General features: G+C 41.4%; 17 protein-coding genes. All 17 read right to left on the reverse strand.

Annotation, left to right across the window (positions count from 1 at the left end; all coding sequences use genetic code 11):
- Window positions 1-4: 4 nt before the first annotated feature.
- A complete protein-coding gene (locus G622_RS0103520) occupies window positions 5-1,177 on the reverse strand; it encodes a PseG/SpsG family protein (RefSeq protein WP_026509535.1) in 1,173 nt (390 codons plus the stop codon).
- On the reverse strand, window positions 1,170-2,207 hold the full coding sequence (gene pseI / locus G622_RS0103525; protein WP_026509536.1) for a pseudaminic acid synthase: 1,038 nt from the start codon (window positions 2,205-2,207) through the stop codon (window positions 1,170-1,172). Before pseI ends, G622_RS0103520 begins: the two co-directional genes overlap by 8 nt.
- 45 nt (window positions 2,208-2,252) lie before the next feature.
- A complete protein-coding gene (pseF, locus tag G622_RS0103530) occupies window positions 2,253-2,957 on the reverse strand; it encodes a pseudaminic acid cytidylyltransferase (protein ID WP_026509537.1) in 705 nt (234 codons plus the stop codon).
- Window positions 2,958-3,129: 172 nt separating this feature from the next.
- On the reverse strand, window positions 3,130-4,131 hold the full coding sequence (gene pseB / locus G622_RS0103535) for a UDP-N-acetylglucosamine 4,6-dehydratase (inverting) (protein WP_026509538.1): 1,002 nt from the start codon (window positions 4,129-4,131) through the stop codon (window positions 3,130-3,132).
- 123 nt (window positions 4,132-4,254) lie between these two features.
- Window positions 4,255-6,030 carry a hypothetical protein gene (locus tag G622_RS0103540; protein WP_026509539.1) on the reverse strand — a complete coding sequence of 592 codons (1,776 nt, stop codon included), beginning with the start codon at window positions 6,028-6,030 and terminating at the stop codon, window positions 4,255-4,257.
- Window positions 6,027-7,106: a glycosyltransferase family 2 protein gene (locus G622_RS0103545; RefSeq protein WP_242832947.1), complete on the reverse strand. Its 1,080-nt coding sequence runs from the start codon at window positions 7,104-7,106 to the stop codon at window positions 6,027-6,029. The genes G622_RS0103540 and G622_RS0103545 overlap by 4 nt, the downstream gene beginning before the upstream one ends.
- A gap of 71 nt (window positions 7,107-7,177) precedes the next feature.
- The gene (locus tag G622_RS0103550) at window positions 7,178-8,317 is read right to left on the reverse strand and encodes a glycosyltransferase family 4 protein (RefSeq protein WP_049945662.1); all 1,140 of its coding nucleotides are present in this window, start codon (window positions 8,315-8,317) and stop codon (window positions 7,178-7,180) included.
- Between the two features lie 126 nt (window positions 8,318-8,443).
- Window positions 8,444-9,769 (reverse strand): glycosyltransferase family 4 protein, encoded by a 1,326-nt coding sequence (locus G622_RS0103555; protein ID WP_026509542.1) that lies wholly within the window; start codon window positions 9,767-9,769, stop codon window positions 8,444-8,446.
- A 10-nt stretch (window positions 9,770-9,779) separates the two neighbouring features.
- Complete coding sequence (locus tag G622_RS0103560) at window positions 9,780-10,760, reverse strand: glycosyltransferase (protein ID WP_026509543.1); 981 nt, start codon at window positions 10,758-10,760, stop codon at window positions 9,780-9,782.
- A gap of 11 nt (window positions 10,761-10,771) precedes the next feature.
- The gene (locus G622_RS0103565; RefSeq protein ID WP_026509544.1) at window positions 10,772-11,935 is read right to left on the reverse strand and encodes an EpsG family protein; all 1,164 of its coding nucleotides are present in this window, start codon (window positions 11,933-11,935) and stop codon (window positions 10,772-10,774) included.
- 36 nt (window positions 11,936-11,971) lie between these two features.
- Window positions 11,972-12,778, reverse strand: coding sequence for a glycosyltransferase family A protein (locus G622_RS0103570; protein ID WP_044957046.1), 807 nt, complete (start codon window positions 12,776-12,778; stop codon window positions 11,972-11,974).
- A 1-nt stretch (window position 12,779) separates the two neighbouring features.
- The gene (locus G622_RS0103575) at window positions 12,780-13,913 is read right to left on the reverse strand and encodes a hypothetical protein (RefSeq protein WP_026509546.1); all 1,134 of its coding nucleotides are present in this window, start codon (window positions 13,911-13,913) and stop codon (window positions 12,780-12,782) included.
- Window positions 13,914-13,923: 10 nt separating this feature from the next.
- Window positions 13,924-15,339, reverse strand: a complete 1,416-nt coding sequence (locus G622_RS0103580) for a sugar transferase (RefSeq protein ID WP_026509547.1) — start codon at window positions 15,337-15,339, stop codon at window positions 13,924-13,926.
- Between the two features lie 10 nt (window positions 15,340-15,349).
- Complete coding sequence (locus tag G622_RS0103585) at window positions 15,350-16,123, reverse strand: glycosyltransferase family 2 protein (RefSeq protein WP_026509548.1); 774 nt, start codon at window positions 16,121-16,123, stop codon at window positions 15,350-15,352.
- A complete protein-coding gene (locus G622_RS0103590; RefSeq protein ID WP_026509549.1) occupies window positions 16,123-17,055 on the reverse strand; it encodes a glycosyltransferase family 2 protein in 933 nt (310 codons plus the stop codon). Before G622_RS0103590 ends, G622_RS0103585 begins: the two co-directional genes overlap by 1 nt.
- Window position 17,056: 1 nt before the next feature.
- Entirely contained in the window at window positions 17,057-17,998 is a 942-nt protein-coding gene (locus tag G622_RS0103595) for a GDP-L-fucose synthase family protein (RefSeq protein ID WP_044957049.1), read from the reverse strand.
- A 69-nt stretch (window positions 17,999-18,067) separates the two neighbouring features.
- The gene (locus G622_RS0103600; protein ID WP_026509551.1) at window positions 18,068-19,864 is read right to left on the reverse strand and encodes an LIC_10190 family membrane protein; all 1,797 of its coding nucleotides are present in this window, start codon (window positions 19,862-19,864) and stop codon (window positions 18,068-18,070) included.
- Window positions 19,865-19,867 lie beyond the last annotated feature (3 nt).

The following is a 19,867-nucleotide window of genomic DNA, read 5'->3' on the forward strand; positions in this document are numbered from 1 at the left end:
TCTGTTACATCTCCATCAAAGCTTCTGCAATCCTGTCAGCACCCTGACCGTCAATAAGCTTTTTTAGTTTGTTTGATATATCTATACGCTCTGTGGTATCCATGGACATTACTTCCTCTATGTAGGCGACAATAGCCATCAGAACCTCATTTACGTCTTCCCTGAAATCTCCGGCATAAGGGACATATCCCTCTCTTGCAAAATATAATGCATCCGGCTCCTGATTCTCAGCAAAGACAAAGCTTATGGAAGGAACTCCTACCGCACATAGCTCATACAGTGTTGTTCCTGCCGGAGTTATGGCTACATCACAGCTGTTCATAATGTCCGCCACATTGGACACATTCTGATGAAGCGCCACATATCCGTCCTCAATATACTGCTGAACCTTCTCAGTTACCCTGTAGAAGCGTCCTGCCAAAAGATGAATTTTCTTTTTTCCGTCTTTAAAATGAAGCTCAGGATATCTCATGATTGCACTGATAATCATCTCAGATAATCCCATACTGTCTGCACCGCCAGTTGTAAGAAAGATGTTATCAATTCCTCCTATATCGTAGCCAAAGGTCCTGTGAGCACCATCCGCAGACTCCTGATTCTCGCCTGCCACAATGTCGATATTCACAAGAGCCTCTCCATCCGTACCAAGTCTTCCGATATCACTACTTATTCCTGTTCCACGGGACATCCTGTTTCTCTGTACAAACTGATCTCTTATGGGAATATACTTCGTTCCAAGAAGGAGTGTCGGTGCCTCTCCTTCATAGAATTCCTCATAGGCAAGATCCGGAGCCCCGGGACTGTAATTTAGTATCGCAGTTGCCGGGAATCTTTCTTTTTGCATATCATCGATGTACATGGTGCGGATATCATTTGTTTCAAGCATCCGGATATACTCAGGAGTTGCGTAATAGCTGTCAACCAGCATGGCTGAAATTCCTTCCTCATGAAGGAAATCAAGAAGAACTATTATCTCCTGCTCAGGATTTCTCCAGTCTGAATCCAAAATCGCACATTCAAATTCACCCTGAATATAAGGGATTATATTATTATCAGCAGACACAAAGACGACAGAACACCCCATTTGCTGCAGGCTCATTGCAATAGTCCTGCAGCGCATGATATGTCCCGTCGCCACTATTTCGTTTGCATCCACACGAATCGCTATCTTACTCAATTTCACTCCATTCCAGCGGTGTTCCACGTGTTAGCTTATGTTTTGCCTTTTTACCAAGTACTTCTTCGTAATGCTTGGGCTTCATTCCCTGAATGTTGTAGGATCTTATGCTTCTCACATTTTTCTCAGTAAGCACCTCACCCTCTTCAACATCCTCAACAATAAACAGGGATCTTCTGTTGGTATATTCTCCTGCCTCTGCTTCAGTAGGTCCGTAGAATATCTTACCAAGCGCAAGCTCTGCATCATGTACTCCCTTTACCATATCTGCGAATTCATGCGGTTCCATGGAAAATGCGGAATCTGCAGAAGGAAGATTTCTATCAAGGCAGAAATGCTTCTCAATGACAACTGCTCCAAGAGCTGCCGCAGCAATAGCTGCTGTTCCTCCCATGGAATGATCTGAGAGTCCCACGGGAACTCCAAACCTCTTCTGCATATCAGGAATTGTCCTCAAATTAAGATCTGCAGAAACTGTCGGATAAACACTGCAACATTTCAAAATAATTATATTATCATTGCCCTCAGATCTTATGGCATCGATAGCTTCCTGGATCTCTTCCTCTGATCCCATGCCGGTTGACATGATGATAGGCTTTCCTGTTCTTGCTATATATTTTATAAGCGGAATATCAACAAGCTCAAAGGATGCGATCTTGTAGAATTCCTCACCGATGTTCTCAAGATAATCCACAGAAGTCTTATCAAATGGAGTGGAAAGAAAATCTATTCCACACTCCTCACACTTTTTCTTAATAGGCTCCATCCACTCCCAGGGAGTATAGGCTTCCTTATAAAGATCATGGAGATTATAACCATCCCAGAGACCACCATGGATCTTAAAAGCCTCTGCATCACAATCAATAGTAATAGTATCAGCAGTATAAGTCTGAGTCTTTAAACAATCCGCACCTGCCTTCGCGGCTTCCTCAACGATCTTAAGTGCGTTATCAAGGCTTCCGCCATGGTTAGCACTCATCTCCGCTATCATGTACGCTCTGTTATTTTTAAGACATTCGTCTAATTTCATTAACTACTCCTCTTTAAAACTAAATGGTTTTATGTAAAAACCAGATTATCTCAAAATTCCCTGTTCGGTGAGAAATTTATATTTAAGCTCTGCTAAGAGCCAGTCACTCTCATTATCTATATCCTGGGACTCCACCGGGTCTATGATATAAGGGATAGACTTCTCCATAGTGGTGTCCTTCTGAATCTTAAATGCATCATTTCTGAAAATATAAAACTGTCCGCACTCATGATACTGTTTCTGCAAATCCTGACTTCTGGTTGTAGCATACTCAGGATGAAGCATCTTAACCAGTCCCTTATCATCAATAAAGAGACCTCTCTGGGGCGGATACGAAAACTCCTGCATAGGTACGATAGACTCAGCGCCTGATTTTACAAGCTCATCCATAGCTTCCTTAAGCTTCCTTGCAGTAACAAACGGAGCTGTAGGATATATGCAGCAGCCGTATTCAAAGCTTCTACCCATCTCCTCATATCTGTCCAACACTTCAAGAAGCACATCAGCCGTAGTTGCTGTATCGTTTGAAGTCTCAGCGGACCTGTAAAACGGAACACTGGCACCTGCTGCCTTTGAAATCTCTGCTATCTCCTCATCATCAGTTGATACCATGACTTCATCAAATATCCCGGATTTCAATGCCGCTTCTATTGAATAATTTATTATCGGTTTACCATTGAATATTTTTATATTTTTACGTGGTATACGTTTACTTCCACCACGAGCTGTAATTATTGCTATCGCACTCATTAATGCTCTCCATAGTACTGAAATATGATGTAAGAGTCAAAAAATAAATTTTGCCCTAAAAGTACGAACCCCCGCAAACTGCAGGGATTCGGATTTTTACAGGATATCGGATTTCCTAAAAAATTCGGTATCACATAATTTATATAAGGTATTCTTACAATTAGCTCAGATATCAGTGGTCAACAGCCTCATGAAGTCTGTTTCTGATCTCCTGTACGCTCATCCACTCAGTATTATTACCTGAGCTGTAGTAGAAGCCATCAGCAACCTTCCTTCCCTTGGGATCCGGAAGCTGTCTGTCGTTAAATATTACCTGAGGATATACAATGTAGTGCTTATCAAATTCATAGGTAAAAGGTGCATCCTCAACTGAAACCATGCATTCGTCGAGCTTCTCACCAGGACGGATTCCAACCTCAGTTGTTGCAATACCCGGATACATAGCTTCTGCAAGGTCCTTGACATTAAATGAAGGAATCTTGCTGATAAAGGTCTCACCACCCTTAGCTTCTTCCAAAGCCTTGAGAACAAGTTCAACACCTTCAGGAAGACTGATCCAGAAACGCGTCATTCTGTAATCAGTAATAGGAAGCTCCTTCTCACCATTTTCAACAAGTCTCTTAAAGAGAGGAATGATAGAGCCGCGACTTCCTGCTACATTACCATATCTGACAATTGAGAAATTGATATCCTTATTACCGGCATATGCATTAGCAGCTATAAAGAGCTTATCTGAAACCATCTTAGTAGCGCCGTAGAGGTTCACAGGATTTACAGCCTTATCGGTACTAAGCGCAACAACACGCTTAACTCCTGTATTCAGCGCAGCATTTATAACATTCTGAGCTCCGTTTACATTCGTCTTGATAGCTTCATCCGGATTGTACTCACAAGCCGGAACCTGTTTAAGAGCTGCTGCATGGACTACATAATCAACACCCTCCATAGCGCGCTCCATACGGGCACCATCTCTGACGTCACCAATGAAAAATCTCATCTGATCAGCATGTTCTCTATAAACCTTTTCATTAGACATAGTGAACTGCTTATACTCATCACGGGAATATACTATGATCTTCTTGGGATTGTAATGCTCAAGAAGATACTCAGTAAAGCAATGACCAAATGATCCTGTTCCTCCTGTTACAAGTATGGTTTTATCATCTAATTTCATTTAAATAACCTCTTTTCAATGAATAATACTTATTGATTATACTATAAATAGGGATAAATAACATTATTTATTAATTTTGGCATTCCCACGCATGTTGCCATCAAGCCTTTTCCACAGGAAAGCCTACTCCATCACATACTGTGTCCACATCTCTTTATTATATACTTCCCTAAGATCCCCAAGGTCAGTCCTTTTCTCTTCCAGAGCTTTTAATATCGCATCCCTGTTATCATGGTCCGCTGCATAGATCACTACCTTATCTGCTGCTGCAAGCTTCTCATCCTCAAGAGCTTTTGTATTTGCCTCACTTACATAATAAAGCTCATCATACTCCAAAAGCTCATCGGTAAGTCTCCAGATGTTGTCAGGTGTCGCATCATTGTACATTACCACTGCCGCGGCCCCTTTCCCATCCATCTCCTTTGCATAAGCTATTCGTCCGGCATCTTCAGGATAGAGGAACAGCACGTTCTGATCTATAACAATACCCTTAAGTATTATTGTCAGGAACAGAATAAAGGTAACAAGTACCGGTATCTGCATATCCAAAAAACTTCTGTTGCCGACGATTGCTCTTATTCCAATTCTTGTAAAATATGCAGAAAGCAGAAGTACTATCGGATAAATGGGCATTTCATATCTGTTTGATGTATCTCCAAGAAGGAGCGCTGTCTTAGCAACGATCAGAAAATATCCCAGGGCAGCCACCGTAAGAATTCTTATGTGAGCAATGTGAAGCTTGTCCTTTTCACCCTTTACCCTGAGAAGGAAAAACAGAGCAATAAGGGCAATCACGATCATTACTATTACAATCCAGAGCATTCCTGAAAAAAGATAATCATCAGCAAGTCCGAAAAAGAAGCCAAAACGATCCAGGATGTTGGACATATCTGAAAAAGCATCCGCAGCTTCCTTCCCCCTGTATCCCCTGAAAATATGAGAAAGGGCTGCAGGATAAATGCCAACTGCTGCCACAAGTGAAACTACAGCTCCTGCACAATAAACAACAATATATTTGAACCGCTCCGCCATAGAAGCCGCCTGCATTACAAACTCTTCATCCCCGAGAATGCTCTCTATGGTTATTGGATTTGTGTTATTTTCATTGTCACCTGTCTGCCTTTTTTTCCTTCTGTTTTTAGGCATAAGGAACAGGAACCATATGGAAAATGATAATCCCATCGTTACCATAAATATCAGGTAATAGTACTGCGTAAGAAATCCAAAAAGGCTTACAAGACAGATGCCTGCAACGTATCCTGCAAAACCCTTTTTAAATTTAGTATCGAAGGGCTTTGCAAGAACAAATCCCTTAAGTTCATTTCCTGAATAATATTTCTTTATAAGACTTATCAGCTTAAGATGCAGATATGCTGACGCAAGAATAAATACCGTAAGCCACATATACATTCTTATAAAAAGCACACAGGATATCGTCATAGGATTAAAGCCATAGGCAAACATCAAAGCAATCCTGAGCCCCCTGCTCATTCCTATACTTTTGGCAAGCTTTTCCAGAAGAACAAAGCTTATTATAAAAGCCAGGAGATTTACTGTTATTCCCTGCCATTTGCTGAATACTCCCGGAGTTATTGAGCATACTGTATGAAGCAGATCATAGAAAAACGGAGGATGCACATCCCAGGACTGAACCTGATGCACCAGACCATAATTAAAGCCCTCTCCCTTCTGCACTGTAAACTCATTTTCTATGACATCCGTATCAACCCATTCCCTGTCAGGGTAGTAGAATCCAAGACTTCTGTTGGTAGAAAAATATGAGTAATACTCATCCTGATGAAACCCTGCTTTCTGCACGCCAAAAAGACAGATACCTGCTATCTGCACGACCAAAATAAGGAGTAATATTATAGTGTACTGTTTAGAATTGAATTTCATTTTATTCTCCTAATCCCCGCATGCACTTTTCTCACAAATTTGGGGCTTAAAGAAAGGAGTAACAGATATACTCTGTTTTTCTTTGAAAGATACGGATTGTTCAATATATCCTTCATATGTTTTCTCAAAAATCCTACAACAATTTTTCTATAAAATTTATTGCTGTAATTCATCTTACTTATCGGAATATGCAGCAGGTAATCAAGCCTTTGTATAAGGCAGAATCTGACTGCAATCTCATGAAGCGAAGGAAAGCTCTTATTCACAAGTCTTAATGCCACATCCGAATTTCTTACAATATCCGTGAACACAGGAGGAAAATAGTCCTTCTGATCTGCTTTCTTTCTTGAATTACTGCCCGTTCTGTAAAATACGTGGTAATACTGCTGAGGTAAAATCACAAGCTTTCCTACCTTCTTAAGCATATGTATCATCAGATAGAAATCCTCATTTAATTCTCCCTCGGGAAAGCCCTTGCAGCTGCCTGTAAAAAGCTCTCTGCTGGTGAGTTTCGTACAAAATGAGGCATCGCCTGTATGAAGAAGTAAAGTTTTTAAATGCTCCTCTCCTGAAATAATCAGCTGCTTCTTAGGGGGTATACAAACATCAGGAAGCCTTTCTCCGCTTTCTGCGATTTCATCCCTTGAAGCCTGAGCCATTAAAACAGGTGATTCCTCTGTGCTGTTCTCCTCAATGGCACGCATCAGATCCTCGTACATATGATGATCGATGTAGTCATCCGCATCGACAAATCCCAGATAGTCTCCTGTTGCAGCGGATATTCCAAGGTTTCTCGCCTTACTGCTGCCGCCATTTTCCTGATGAAGCAGTGTTATGGAAGGACCTGTGCTGTTTCTCAAAAAGTTCTCGCCTTCCTCATAGCGAAGCTGTCCCCAATTCTTTTTTATATATTCCTCTGCTCTTTTATAAGTGTTGTCTGTTGAGCCATCATCCACGACTATAACTTCAAGAAGCTCATCAGGATAACTCTGATGACACACACTCTCAAGGCACCTTACAATAAGATCCTCTATGTTATAGGCAGGTATTATCACACTTATCTTTTTTGTAAACAATAGTTCCTCCGATATCATTAAATCTGATTCATATTTATGCCGGGACTTCCGGTTATTCATATAAATCCGGCTTATTCAAGATGGTTATCCTCTTTTAAAGTCCTTCTTATTCCTGGAGCCTTTAAAACAAGCGCTTTACTTAACGGTCCATCATCCGGATTTTTAAAATCTTTGTTTTTGATAATGCATTCGCTAAATTCAAGAAGTCTTTTTGCCGCAACACCTGCATTCCAGGTATCCGCTATGGCCAAATAGGCTTTTTTCTGAAGGCTTCTTACGTAGTCTGCTCTGACCATATAAGATCCATTCTTTTTATCAGCTTCTTCCAATAGCTCATCTATCTTCCCAAGAAGCTTATCCTTATCACAATCATCAAAGGTAAGTCCGTTTTCTCCATCCTTTATAAGGTAGGGTACTGCTCCCGCTTCAGAGGATGCCACCACTGCACAGGCACTGTTCATGGCTTCATTCACCACGGCTCCCCATCCTTCAAGGTAATTGCTTGCAAAGATGAAAAGATGGCTTTTTTCCATGATACCTCTTACTTTCTCAGGAGGTACTGCGCCATGCATGGTTACATATTCTTCGAGAGCCTTATCCTTTATCATCTCCTTAAGTCCGGATGAAAGTGGGCCGTCTCCCACAATATCCAAATGAAAATCGATATTTTTCTTCTTAAGATACCCGGCTACCTCTAATGATAGTTCCGGGTGCTTAAGCTTTATAAGTCTTGCAGCAAAGCATATCCTTAGCTTTTCTCCATCCTTATATAGCATGTTCGAAAGTTCATCTTCACTATATCTTTTAAGAGGCGGAAAATATCCCCATTTAAAAAGCTTTCCGGGATAGGCACCTATAAGCTTAAAATCTCCTGATACATATGCCCCCGCACAGAGCATATAGACAGGACTGTTTCTATACTTTATGTGCTCTTCGAACTTTGCCTTCAAGCCTCTTGGTGATATGGCTTTCCATCTGCCCTCGCGGTATATTCTCTCACTAACCCTTATCACAGGTTTTCCCTGATCAAGTCTTTGCCTTATGAGGCGTTCCGAAGGGCTGTCCTTATCCTGACCTGTCCATCCGAGTATCAGAACGTCACAATCTCTGATCTTATCACCGCAGGACTTCTCATCCTCATATATCCTGAAAACATATGGCAAAGCTTTCGTGTCAGCATTCCAGCCCATCTGTCTTCTGCCCTCATCCATAGGCTGAGACTCTATAAATGCAAAATCCTCTGAAAGCTCATCATATAACTCATCACATAACGGTATCTGATGATGATTTATAAAGTTAGATATAAAAGTTATCTTTATGATTATTCCTCCTCAGGCTTAAGAAACTGATGAAATCATTGTCCTGTATATTTCTATAAGTCTCTTATAGTTCTCCGAAGCGTCATGGGTTATCATTGCATGCTTCCTTGCGTTATCACCGTAAACAGCTGCAATTACAGGTTCTCTGAACATCTGTCTTATGCATTTTGCAAGATCCTGCGGATTGCCGGGTTCAAACAACAATCCATCCACATTTTTCTCCAGCATGCTTGGTATACCACCTGTTTCTGCGGCAATAGTGGGAACGCCCAGGAGCATTGCTTCCGCCATGGAATTAGGGGAGTTCTCCAATATTGAAGGGCATATGAAAAGATTGCACTTAAGTAGCTGTTCCTTCATCTGCTCTGCTGAAAGCTTCCCAAGCATTATAACCTTTCCGCCAAGCTTACCTCTACGTATAAGTCTTTTCAGATATTTACCATAGGCTGAAATTCTTATAGCCAGTGGATAAATGCTTTTCCCTGATGCATTTTTCTGTTCATCGGGAATAGTTACTGTTTTTCTTTTTATTTTTCCTATTACGCTGTTACCTGCCACATATAATTTAGTGTCAGGAAACTCCTTTAGGATCTCAGGCAGTGCCTCAAGAACAAAGTGGAATCCCTTCAGGGGATAATCACCCTGCGATAAGAAAATACTGTGGGGAATCGTGTTTACAGATCTCCAGGCATTCTTATAAAACGTAGGCCTCATGGTCTCGTTCATCTTAAAGTACCTTGCCTTGGGATTTATTCTCTCAGTGACCTGTCTGTCAAAATCCGTTCGCCCTGTGATATTGCCTGCAAGTCTTATGGCTTCATTCTCATTCTCAGCGCGCTTTTCGAATTTCTCCTTTTGCTGCATGAGAGAGTCATTTTTATATCTGTCTCTGAAGGTTGTATCCGTTATTACATTATCGGGAAGACCTGCCATATAGACCTTTGCAATCTCGGAGCACACCCCCTGTATCCCCAGAAGTGTCCTCTCCGGTTTTCCAAATGCCTTTATTGCAGCAAGATTATGAGGGAATTCTGTTCCGAAAACATGCACGATATCCGGCTCAAAATCCTTATAAATCTCCTTGAATCTCTCCTCAATAGTGGCGTCATAAATTTCAGGAGCATTCAGATTCTCTGAAAATCCGTAAAACAAAACTCCATTTATTTTCTTTTTATTTAATCCTTCCGCAGGAAAAGCTACGCCAAGCGTTATTCCGCCTTCACCTTTCCCTGAAGAAATCCTCTCATAAGCGCCGGAAAGCCATCCCTCTCTCTCTGACCAGGAAAGGCCCACAGCCTTGGCATATGCCGGCAGCATTATGTTACAAACCCACAAAACTTTCATTTATCCCCTCTTACCTGTGTCTGTAAATCAGACTTTTTATCTTATTATATACCCCTGCAGTTTTGGGGTTCTCAGCAATTTTCGTTCTAAGCGGAGCAAGTGTAAGAGCTCTTATGGTATCAAATCTCTGAATCTGCTTCTTAGTAAGGTAGAGATGTATTATCTGCTGCCTCTCTGTCTCAGAAACCTTGCGGTTTTCCCTTGTCTCTGAGAATCCGCCTCCCTCGTAGTCCGCTATCAGAAGGTTCATATACTTGGTCTCCGCTTTCTCAACATAGAAGCAGCGAAGGAAGTGCTCGTAATCAGCTCTAACCTTCCAGACCGTATCGAATGCATATCTAAGCACCAGCCTCTCATCATAAAAACACGCCTGGTGAGAAGGAACATTCCTATAACATGCAAAATCATCTATCTTTGGATTGGATGATACCCTCTGAGAGGTCTTCATCTCATATATATCGCCGTAATAAATAGTAGGCACTATCGTTCCTGAATTCTTGGCATCAAGCTGAATTTTCTCGTGAACCTTTTTCAGAACCTGATTACTGGAGAACACATCACCGCAGTTCAGAAAATAGACATACCCCGGTGCCGTATCCGATACACTGCGCCCCTTTTCATTTCTCATGGCGTCAACTGCCATATTCATGGCATCGTATATTCCGTGGTCTTTACTCCTTATGATTCTTATTCTTCCATCTCTGTATCTGATATCGTAAGAACCATTGGTGTTAATTTTGCCGGCACTTATGCGGCGTCTACCCTCGACAGTATTCTTTAAAGAATTATCATTCTTTCCATTGTCCAAAGGCTCCTTGTCTATTCCAAGGCATTTTGCGGCTCTCTCAAGAGAACCGTCTGTGGAGCCTCCGTCCTTTATGATGATTGCAACATCCTTAAAGGTCTGCATTTTAATGCTTTCCAGGGTCTTTATCAGGTCGTCCCCTGCATTATACGAAACAACTATAATTGTAAAAAAAGGTCTTTTCATATCATACCTCGTCAGCCAAATCCTCTTTCTGATAACGTAGCAGGAAGTTCATGGAACAAAAATGTTTCATAGGGAAGAATCCTTACTCCATCGGCACTGCCTCTTTTCATATACACGACAAAGTACAGCGCACATCCGGCTATAGTCAAAATATAAAGGGTTTTCCCCAGCCTGTAGCTTTTATCATCCCTTGAGTTTATCACTTTGTTTATAAGTGCAGGTACATATAAAATCTGAGTCACGCTGTAATAATACGCAATTCTTGATACAGTTGGAAGGAATGCGCAGAACACATATAGTATCAGTGCCCCCAGATTTGCATAAAAGTAGAAGCTCATCCTTCTATCCTTTATTATATCCCTCCCAAGAATGATTGCAGCAAGTATCAGCACCCCTGCACATCTGAGTATACTGATTCTGCTTGTTCCGCCCTGTAGGTACTCTGTTCCCTCGTAGGATGGATAAAGCTTTATCGCTATTTTCAAATATATATCATTTAAGAAGATACATGATACAGATAAAAGTGCCAGCACGCAGTACATCCATCTCTTCCATTTCATGGCGGCAAGAGGATATAGCACTAAAACCACCAGCAGTGATTTATGAAAAAGGCTGCCGCACAATATAAGCAGAACAAATCCCGGCCAGTCTTTTTTTATGCAAAGATCGATTGAGTAAAGCGCAATAGCAAGTGCCAGGTAGTATCTGACCGTGCTGATAGACTGAAAATAGTAGCCCAGCAGCATGAACATCATAAAAGATAAAAAAAAGTCCTCCGCCTGTCTGCTTATTGCAGCAAGGAAGAAGAAAACTGTCGCTGCCGCAAATACAGCAAATACTCCTACATAATTCTCAAATCCCGATAATGTATAAATTATCTTTGTAAGATAGTTAAATCCCGCTTCCGTGGGAACCACTGCTCCGCTAAAGGTTCGGTGCATGAACTCCACATATTTACTGTAGTCATTCCCCACATTCAGCCTGAGTGCAGAAACTCCTGTGAGAAGTACAAATAAGGAAAAGAGTCCTGCTGCCTTCCTTGCCTGTCCTCTGCTTATTCCCCGATATATGAAATTGTACTCCTTTGTAACCTCAGGCACTGTAGCATTATTCCTCATGTTGATAGAATAGGCTATCGCCAGTGTTACCAGCGTGAGTGTTAAATATACCAGCATCTAAATTCCTCATCTGTAAGCAATTGTATTGTGGCCTCAATCTTCAACCTTACCCTGCTTAATTCCTTTAAGCATAAGCCTGTAACACTCTAATGGCGGCTTTTCCCTGCACATCTCTTTTCTTTTCACTATAATAAATCTAAGGCTCATAAGCCCTGCTAGTCTGCCATAGAGAAAATGATATAACACACCTCTGTCAAAGAAGAATTTGTCATTAAACCCCTTAAACCAGGTTGATGGTCTCTCAGAAACCTCGTGTCCGATACTGACATCTGTTCTATAGATCCTTATTCCTTTCTTTAAGCAGTCATGCAAAAAAAGTGAATCTTCTCCATTACTGTATTTTGCTCCGCCTCCAAAAAGAGTGGAAAACCTTACCCCGGCTGCCTTTATCTTATCTGTCCTTGCAACTATTGCATATGCAGGATATCTTCCGTAATTCTTCCAGGTAACTCTTGCAAAATCTGTATTGTGGTAGGTCTCTCTTCCGGGAGCTGCCTTGACGTTAAATAAAAGCATATCCGCCTCGGCATGGGAGTCAAATTCCTTCTCAACTTTTTCCGTATAGCCATCATCGAGAACAATGTCCTCATCAGTAAACTGCAATAGTTCATGATCCGTATTATCAAGAGCAAGATTTCTTGATACCCCTACACCACGCTCGTTTCTGTCAAATATCCTTATGGTATTTTCTCTTCCGCTTTTATCTTTATATTCAACCCGGACAGTCCTGTCCTCATCACATTGATTGACAATGACCGCATCGGACTGAATATTCATTTTTATTGGTAATTCGTCCGTGTTCTGCTTAACTCCGGACACCAGAAGCTCAATTCTCGACATATCACAGCCCCAGATATCTATTTAATAACTTCATATCGGCATCTGTCATGACGATACCATAAATCCTGCAATCCAGCTTTTTAAGGAGGGAAATAAGATGCTCTGTCATGGCACCATTCTGCCTGCCCATTCCTATGGCTATTATAGCCCCGTCAACCTGGGAGAGCTTTTGCAGTGACTCATTATCATTTCCCGGAAGAGGCATTGAGATCAGCGCTGGCATATCCTTCATAAGAGTATCACCAATGACTTCCTCCATTCTTGAAATTGCATTTTTTGCTTTGTCTTCCCCAGTCTTATCATCAGAGCTTATAACACAGACCTTTGATGCTCCTTTTAGCTTTTCCCTGAACATCATGATCATCTCATTCCTGTAAAAGGATGGCTCTGTCTGTCCTTTTCCACTGATAACACCAAGAACCGGAATTCTGTATCTTCGCTGGATATCCTCAGGAACATAGACACGCTCATCCACAAGGCTAAGGAAAATAAGTGACAATATTGAAAGTATCAGTCCTAAGACCGCTCCAAATATAGCAGCAACTCCCATTCTGTCAGATACTATCTCAAGCTTTGTGTCGCTCTTTCCCAGAAGCTTTATCTGCGTAAAGGCTTCATTGATCTTTCCATAGCTTACAAGAGCTTCATTAGCAGCATCTGCAATGGCTGCGGAAAGTTCCTTATCGGGGTTTTTAACAGTAAATATCATTACCCTGACATCTGATGGAATATCAGCATTCACGGAGGCGATAACTTCATCCCTTGTAATGTCAATACCTTCCCTGTACCCGTTTTTCTCAAGATTCTCCATTATCAGGTCAAGGATATTCCCCTCCACTTTCACAGGGAGGTTCTGGTCCTCAGCCTTCACAAGAAGGTTCCAGGTGTAGGCATTGTAAAAATCCACCTCTGTTCCCTTGTTCTCATCATAGGCAAAATAAATATAAAGGGTTGATTCCGTAACATAATTCCTTGCAGGCGCATAAACAACCGTGGCAAGAAAGTAGATAACTCCCGCTATCACAGCTCCGATAAGTGCCGACAGAGGAAGTATCCATATTTTCTTTAATAAAACAAGATAAAAAGCTTTGAGATTAAGTATTTCGTTATCGTAATTTTCCCGTTTTGAAGCCATTTTGTCCTCGTTATTTGTCACTGGAATCCTTAAGCGCCGTAATCTGCGTCTCATCAACACCTTCTGTTGCATCAGGTGTAAATAATATCTTAAGTGTCAGAAGCATAAGCTTGAAATCAAGCCACACCGAGTAGTTTTCTATATAGGCAAGATCCAGCTTTAACTTATCATAAGGTGTGGTATTGTATTTACCATAAACCTGCGCATATCCTGCCAATCCTGCCTTGACCTTCATTCTGAATGCAAACTCAGGCATACTCTCCATATACTGCGCTATAATCTCGGGGCGCTCAGGTCTTGGTCCTATAAAGGACATCTCTCCCTTAAGTATATTGAAAAGCTGCGGAAGCTCATCAATCCTGCAGGCTCTGATAAACTTTCCTATAGGTGTTATTCTTGAATCGTTCTTGGTTGCGAGTCTTGCAACTCCGTCCTTTTCAGCATCCACCCTCATGCTTCTGAATTTCATTATCTTAAATTCTTTCTGATTCACCGTGCATCTGATCTGCTTATAAAGCACCGGACCACCATCATAGAGCTTAATGATGATAGCTGTTATCAGCATGACAGGTGAGGAAAGAATTATCAGTATAAGTGAACATACTATATCCACAATTCTCTTGACAGCGCGCTCCTCCACCTTGAGGTAATACTCTCTAAGAAGCAGTACCGGTGTGTCGAAAATATGAAGCTGCGTTGCGCCCTTAACCAGAACATCAGTAATCTTGGGCATCATGTAAACTCTTATTGAGTTAGAGTACAAAAACTTTAAGAGCTTGTTCCTCTCCATAGTGGGAATATCCCAGAGAACAACCGCATCATAGCGCTCAAGGCATTCTCTCTCAATAGTTGCAAGCCCCTCTTTGATGTTCAGGCATTTTACAATATTATATTTGTCCTGTCTGGAATTGAATTTTCTTAGAATGTCATCCACCGGATACTCTCCGCTTATAAGCAGCATCTGCCTTGCGGGGAATATAGCCCGGTATAGCCAGTTGGTACACACTGCCCACAGGAAGGATATCACCATCTGAATGGCGAACACTTCAAGCATGGGAATTACCGGAACCATCCAGTTCCTCATCAGTGATATTTGAAAATATGAGATAACATTTACCATGAAAAGGGCGAATATCTGTGAAAGGAATATATCCATGGATTTAAGATATCCTATCTTCAGTCCGCCGTAAGTATTAGAGAAAAAGAGCATCAATACGAAGTAAATGGCAAGTACAAGTAAATGTCCTCTGAAATACAGCTTCAGACCGTTACCAAGCATGTATCCGTCAACGCTTATTCTGGGTGCGGATACCAGAGGATAATAAACCTTGAACCAAAAGAAACCATAAACCGCAGTCTGGATCAAAAGTCCAATAAATCCAAGACATAATATAAAAACTCTTTTAATAGACTCAACCTGTTTCATACAATTTCCCTTATAATCTTCGAGCTGTCGCTTTTATTGCCCATCCCACAAAATAATACAGACTCGCTGCGACAGAAAGACCTGCTATTTTTCTATATAGCCCCCAAATTCTTTTTAGCGCAACCAGTTTGTTTGATGAGAGTGATTTCGCGGGTCTTCTGTAGATTGCGAGAACCTCATCGAGTCCGTACGCAGTAACTCCCCCTTTAAGGATAGTCCACCAGGTTGCCGTATCTTCACTGGCAATCTCCGGCATGTATATCTTATCTTTGGAGAGTTTATCTGTATCTATCATTACCGTTGTAGTGAAAATGATAGTTCTTGAAAGAGCCTCCCTGAAGGTCAGGGTCTCCGGTACATGAACAATCTTACCGGTGGGGTTGGCATTCTCATCTCCGAATTCGTAAGCAGAAAATATAAATGCTGCTCCCCTGCTCCTTATAAATTCAATCTGTTTTTCAAGCTTTCTCTCATTCCAGATATCATCAGCATCAAGAAAGGCAATATACCTCCCGGTAGCTGCTGTAATTCCGGTGTTGCGGGCCTTGGCGGCACCGCCGTTTACAGTCTTTGGAATGAGTTTGATTCTGTCGTCACCATTTTTGATGACTCCCTGTATCAATTCTACACTATTATCAGTTGAAGCATCATCCACCAGTATGAGCTCAAAATTCTCATAGGTCTGACGCTGAACCATTTCTATTGTCTGGAGGATATAATCTGCAGCATTGTACACCGGTACTACAATACTTACACGATTCCCAAGGCTTCGATCTTTTCCCATTAAAGCTCTTCCTTAACAATATAAATCGGTCTTCTCTTCACTTCCAGATATGTCTTACTCAGGTACTGTCCCACAATTCCAAGACAAAACAGCTGAACACCGCTGATAAGTGAAATAATGCATACAAGAGACGGCCATCCGCTTGTGGGATCTCCAAAAGCTACCTTTCTTACTATTGTAACTATTATAAGAACAAGTGCCAAAAAGCAGAATACTACTCCCAGTATGGATGAAAATGCAAGCGGTACGGTAGAAAAAGCCATTATGCCGTCAAGAGCATATAAGAACAGTTTCCAGAAGGACCACTTTGTCTCTCCCTTTTTCCTCTCGATATTCTCAAACTCAAGCCATTTTGTTGAAAAACCTACCCAGCCAAAAATTCCTTTCGAGAAGCGGTTATACTCCTCCATGGACAAGATGGCATCCACAAACTGTCTGGTCATAAGTCTGTAATCCCTTGCTCCGTCCACAATCTCGGTCTTGGACATCCTGTTTATAAGACTGTAGAATCTTCTGGCAAAGAAGGATCTTATCGGAGGCTCTCCCTTTCTTGTCACCCTTCTGGTGGCAACTGAATCATAACCTTCATTTACAATGTAGCCGTACATTTCAGGAAGCATCGCCGGTGGATCCTGAAGATCACAGTCAAGCATAACCACATAATCACCCTTGGACTTCTGAAGTCCGGCATAAATAGCGGCTTCTTTCCCAAAATTTCTTGAAAAATTGATAAGGTGAACTCTCTCATCAGTCTCATGGAGCTTCTTTACTTCTGATACAGTTCCATCCTTAGATCCGTCATTTACATATATGATTTCAAACTGGACGTCGTGCTCCTTGAAAAAGCCCTCAGTCTTCATTAACTCGTCGTAGAAATCCTTTATGTTCTCCTCTTCATTATAACAAGGAACGATTATACTGATCAGTTTCATTTTATCTCTCCGCTCTCATGGGGTTGTTCAAAAAGTCTTCATATGCAAGTCTTATTCCATCTTCAAGCTCTGTCTTGTAAGTCCATCCAAGCCCTGCAGCCTTTGATACATCAAGTAGCTTTCTAGGGGTTCCGTTGGGTTTTGTAGCATCCCATTCGATCTCACCTTCGTAGCCCACAACCCTTGCTATGGTCTCAGCAAGCTCCTTTATTGTAAGTTCCTTACCTGTTCCTGCATTAACTGTCTCATCACCGCTGTAATTATTCATTAAGAATACACACAGATTGGCAAGGTCATCCACATAAAGGAATTCACGAAGAGGTGATCCGTCTCCCCAGCAGGTAACCTTTGAAATACCTGCCTCTTTAGCCTCATGGAATCTTCTGAGCATAGCAGGAAGTACATGAGAGTGTGTCGGATGATAATTATCATTTGGTCCATACAGATTAGTAGGCATAACTGAAATATAATCTGTTCCGTATTGCTTATTCAAAAATTCACAATATTTAAGACCTGAGATTTTCGCAAGAGCGTATGCTTCATTGGTCTTCTCGAGTTCGCTGGTAAGAAGGCAGCTCTCCTTCATGGGCTGAGGTGCCATTCTGGGATATATGCAGGATGATCCCAAAAACTCAAGCTTCTTACAACCATTCTTCCAGGCAGAGTGAATAACGTTCATCTCAAGTATCATATTCTCATACATAAAGTCCGCAAGAGCGCTCTGGTTTGCTTCAATTCCTCCAACTTTTGCAGCTGCAAGAAATACGTATTCAGGCTTCTCTTTTGCAAAGAACTCTTCAACTGCATCCTGTCTAGTGAGATCCAGTTCCTTATGAGTTCTGGTAATAATATTTGTATAGCCCTGTTTTTCGAGCTCTCTGACAATAGCAGAACCAACCATTCCTCTGTGTCCTGCAACATATATTTTTGCGTTCTTTTCCATTATGTTTATCTCCAATCAAAATCAAACTACAATTCTTAATTTTACTCCATTTTGCGCATTTTTTAAAGTTCAGGACTTGGGCGGGAGAAAGCCGTCCTTTATCCTATCTCCAGCCAGGACGATATTGTCGGGATTCGGCACTGAGGGGAACGGATCATATCCGGTCCTGTCGCCCTCTGAAGGATAATAGAACACCTTATCCCCAACTGTTTTTTCCTGCAGGTCATACCTATTGTATTCCTGCTGTTCAACCAGATACCCTGTTCTGAATCTCGGAATGTCATCCCTTACAAGTACCGCGCATTTAAATATCATGAAGAAGGCAAATATTGCCACTATCACTCTGTAGGCATAGCCATCTGCATCACTTCCGAGTCTGCTGTCCAGAAGTATGAGAAATCTTCCAAGAAGGATCATTCCGGGAAGCCATAAATAAACACCGCCATACCTTACAAGGGGTGCAGTAAAAATAAAATATGCAAGTGAAATAAATGTAATACCCTCAATGAACAAAAAGTCCAGACCGGTTACCATTCGCCTGTTGGATAAATGGAATACCTTCTCCATCTTGAAGTTTCCGCCATCGGCCTTCATTTTGCTCTCATTGTTTTCAGTAACAAAATAATAAATGATACATCCGATATAAACAGGAAAACTGATAAGATCAAGGGCGAACATAAGCTTATTAAACGCCGAAAGATCGGACACCCATCTGGGAAACCATGAAATGAAGGGCTCACTGTATGCACTAAGATCCGTAAATCCTCTTCCGTATGCTGTTATCTCATGGGCATCATTAAATGCAGTTTCTACAGGTATTTTCCAGCTTACATTGAATAAATCAACCTGAGGAAAAGGATATACCAGATATCCTGTAAGTATCACATTCCTTACAAAATAAGGAACCGCAATTATGAAGCAAAAAAGCACGCAGAGCAGTATCGCCCTTACTCCGCTTTTCCCGCGTTTTCTTATTATTCTGACTATTGGGTAGATTGACAGTAACACCAGCGGCGCAGCTGAAAGTTTAATGGTCGTAATATACACCGCAAATATTGCAAGAAGAGCATGGGGTAAAAAGGCTTTTTCATGGTTAGCAAAAAGATCAAGCCAGTGAATGACAATATAAAATACCATCGTAGCCATGAAATAGTCTGATGCCGGCGAAACTATCTCATCGAAAACAGTAAAGAGATAGTAGATCGCCATAACTCTGACAAAATCAGAAAGTACCGGATGGCCCCTTCTCACAATGTTCTTAAGATCTGCACACTGCCAGGCAAGCAGCAGGGCAAAATACCCCGCCATTGCATGCATGGGTTTTCCCATGAAAGCTCCGCTGTAAAGAGCCGAAAGTGCAAAGGATGCGCTGTTATACCCAAGCCTCACATGGATATTTCCAAGCCCCTTTATGACGCCAAATTCCTCTATCCATCTTATTGACTGGGCATGATAAAGGTCTGTGTCATAATGCATCAACCCGTGTGACGTACCATATGCCATTACAAGGAAAATAATCAGATACAAATGGATACTTTTTGAGGTTATTATTTTGGCAGCCCCGTCGATAATCCTGGAATTAATCTCCTCTCTATATGTGTAATACAAGAAGACACATGCCAGAATAAGTATAGCGTTGGCTGCCAAAGACACCTTGCCAAAAAGACTGAATATCTCTGCATAGACATTAACTATAAGTATACCTGCTACCAAAAAGCTCTCATTATACTTATAGTTATATACAATCTTTTTCTTTCCTTTTTCAGTGTACATACAGGCAATCTTCGAAATACCTGTAAGCACTGCAAAACCTGTTATGTATGTAGTTATTATTACGTATATCCAATTAAAGATAACCGCCAGCATATT

The organism is Butyrivibrio sp. LC3010 (assembly GCF_000424385.1).
GTDB lineage: Bacteria > Bacillota > Clostridia > Lachnospirales > Lachnospiraceae > Butyrivibrio.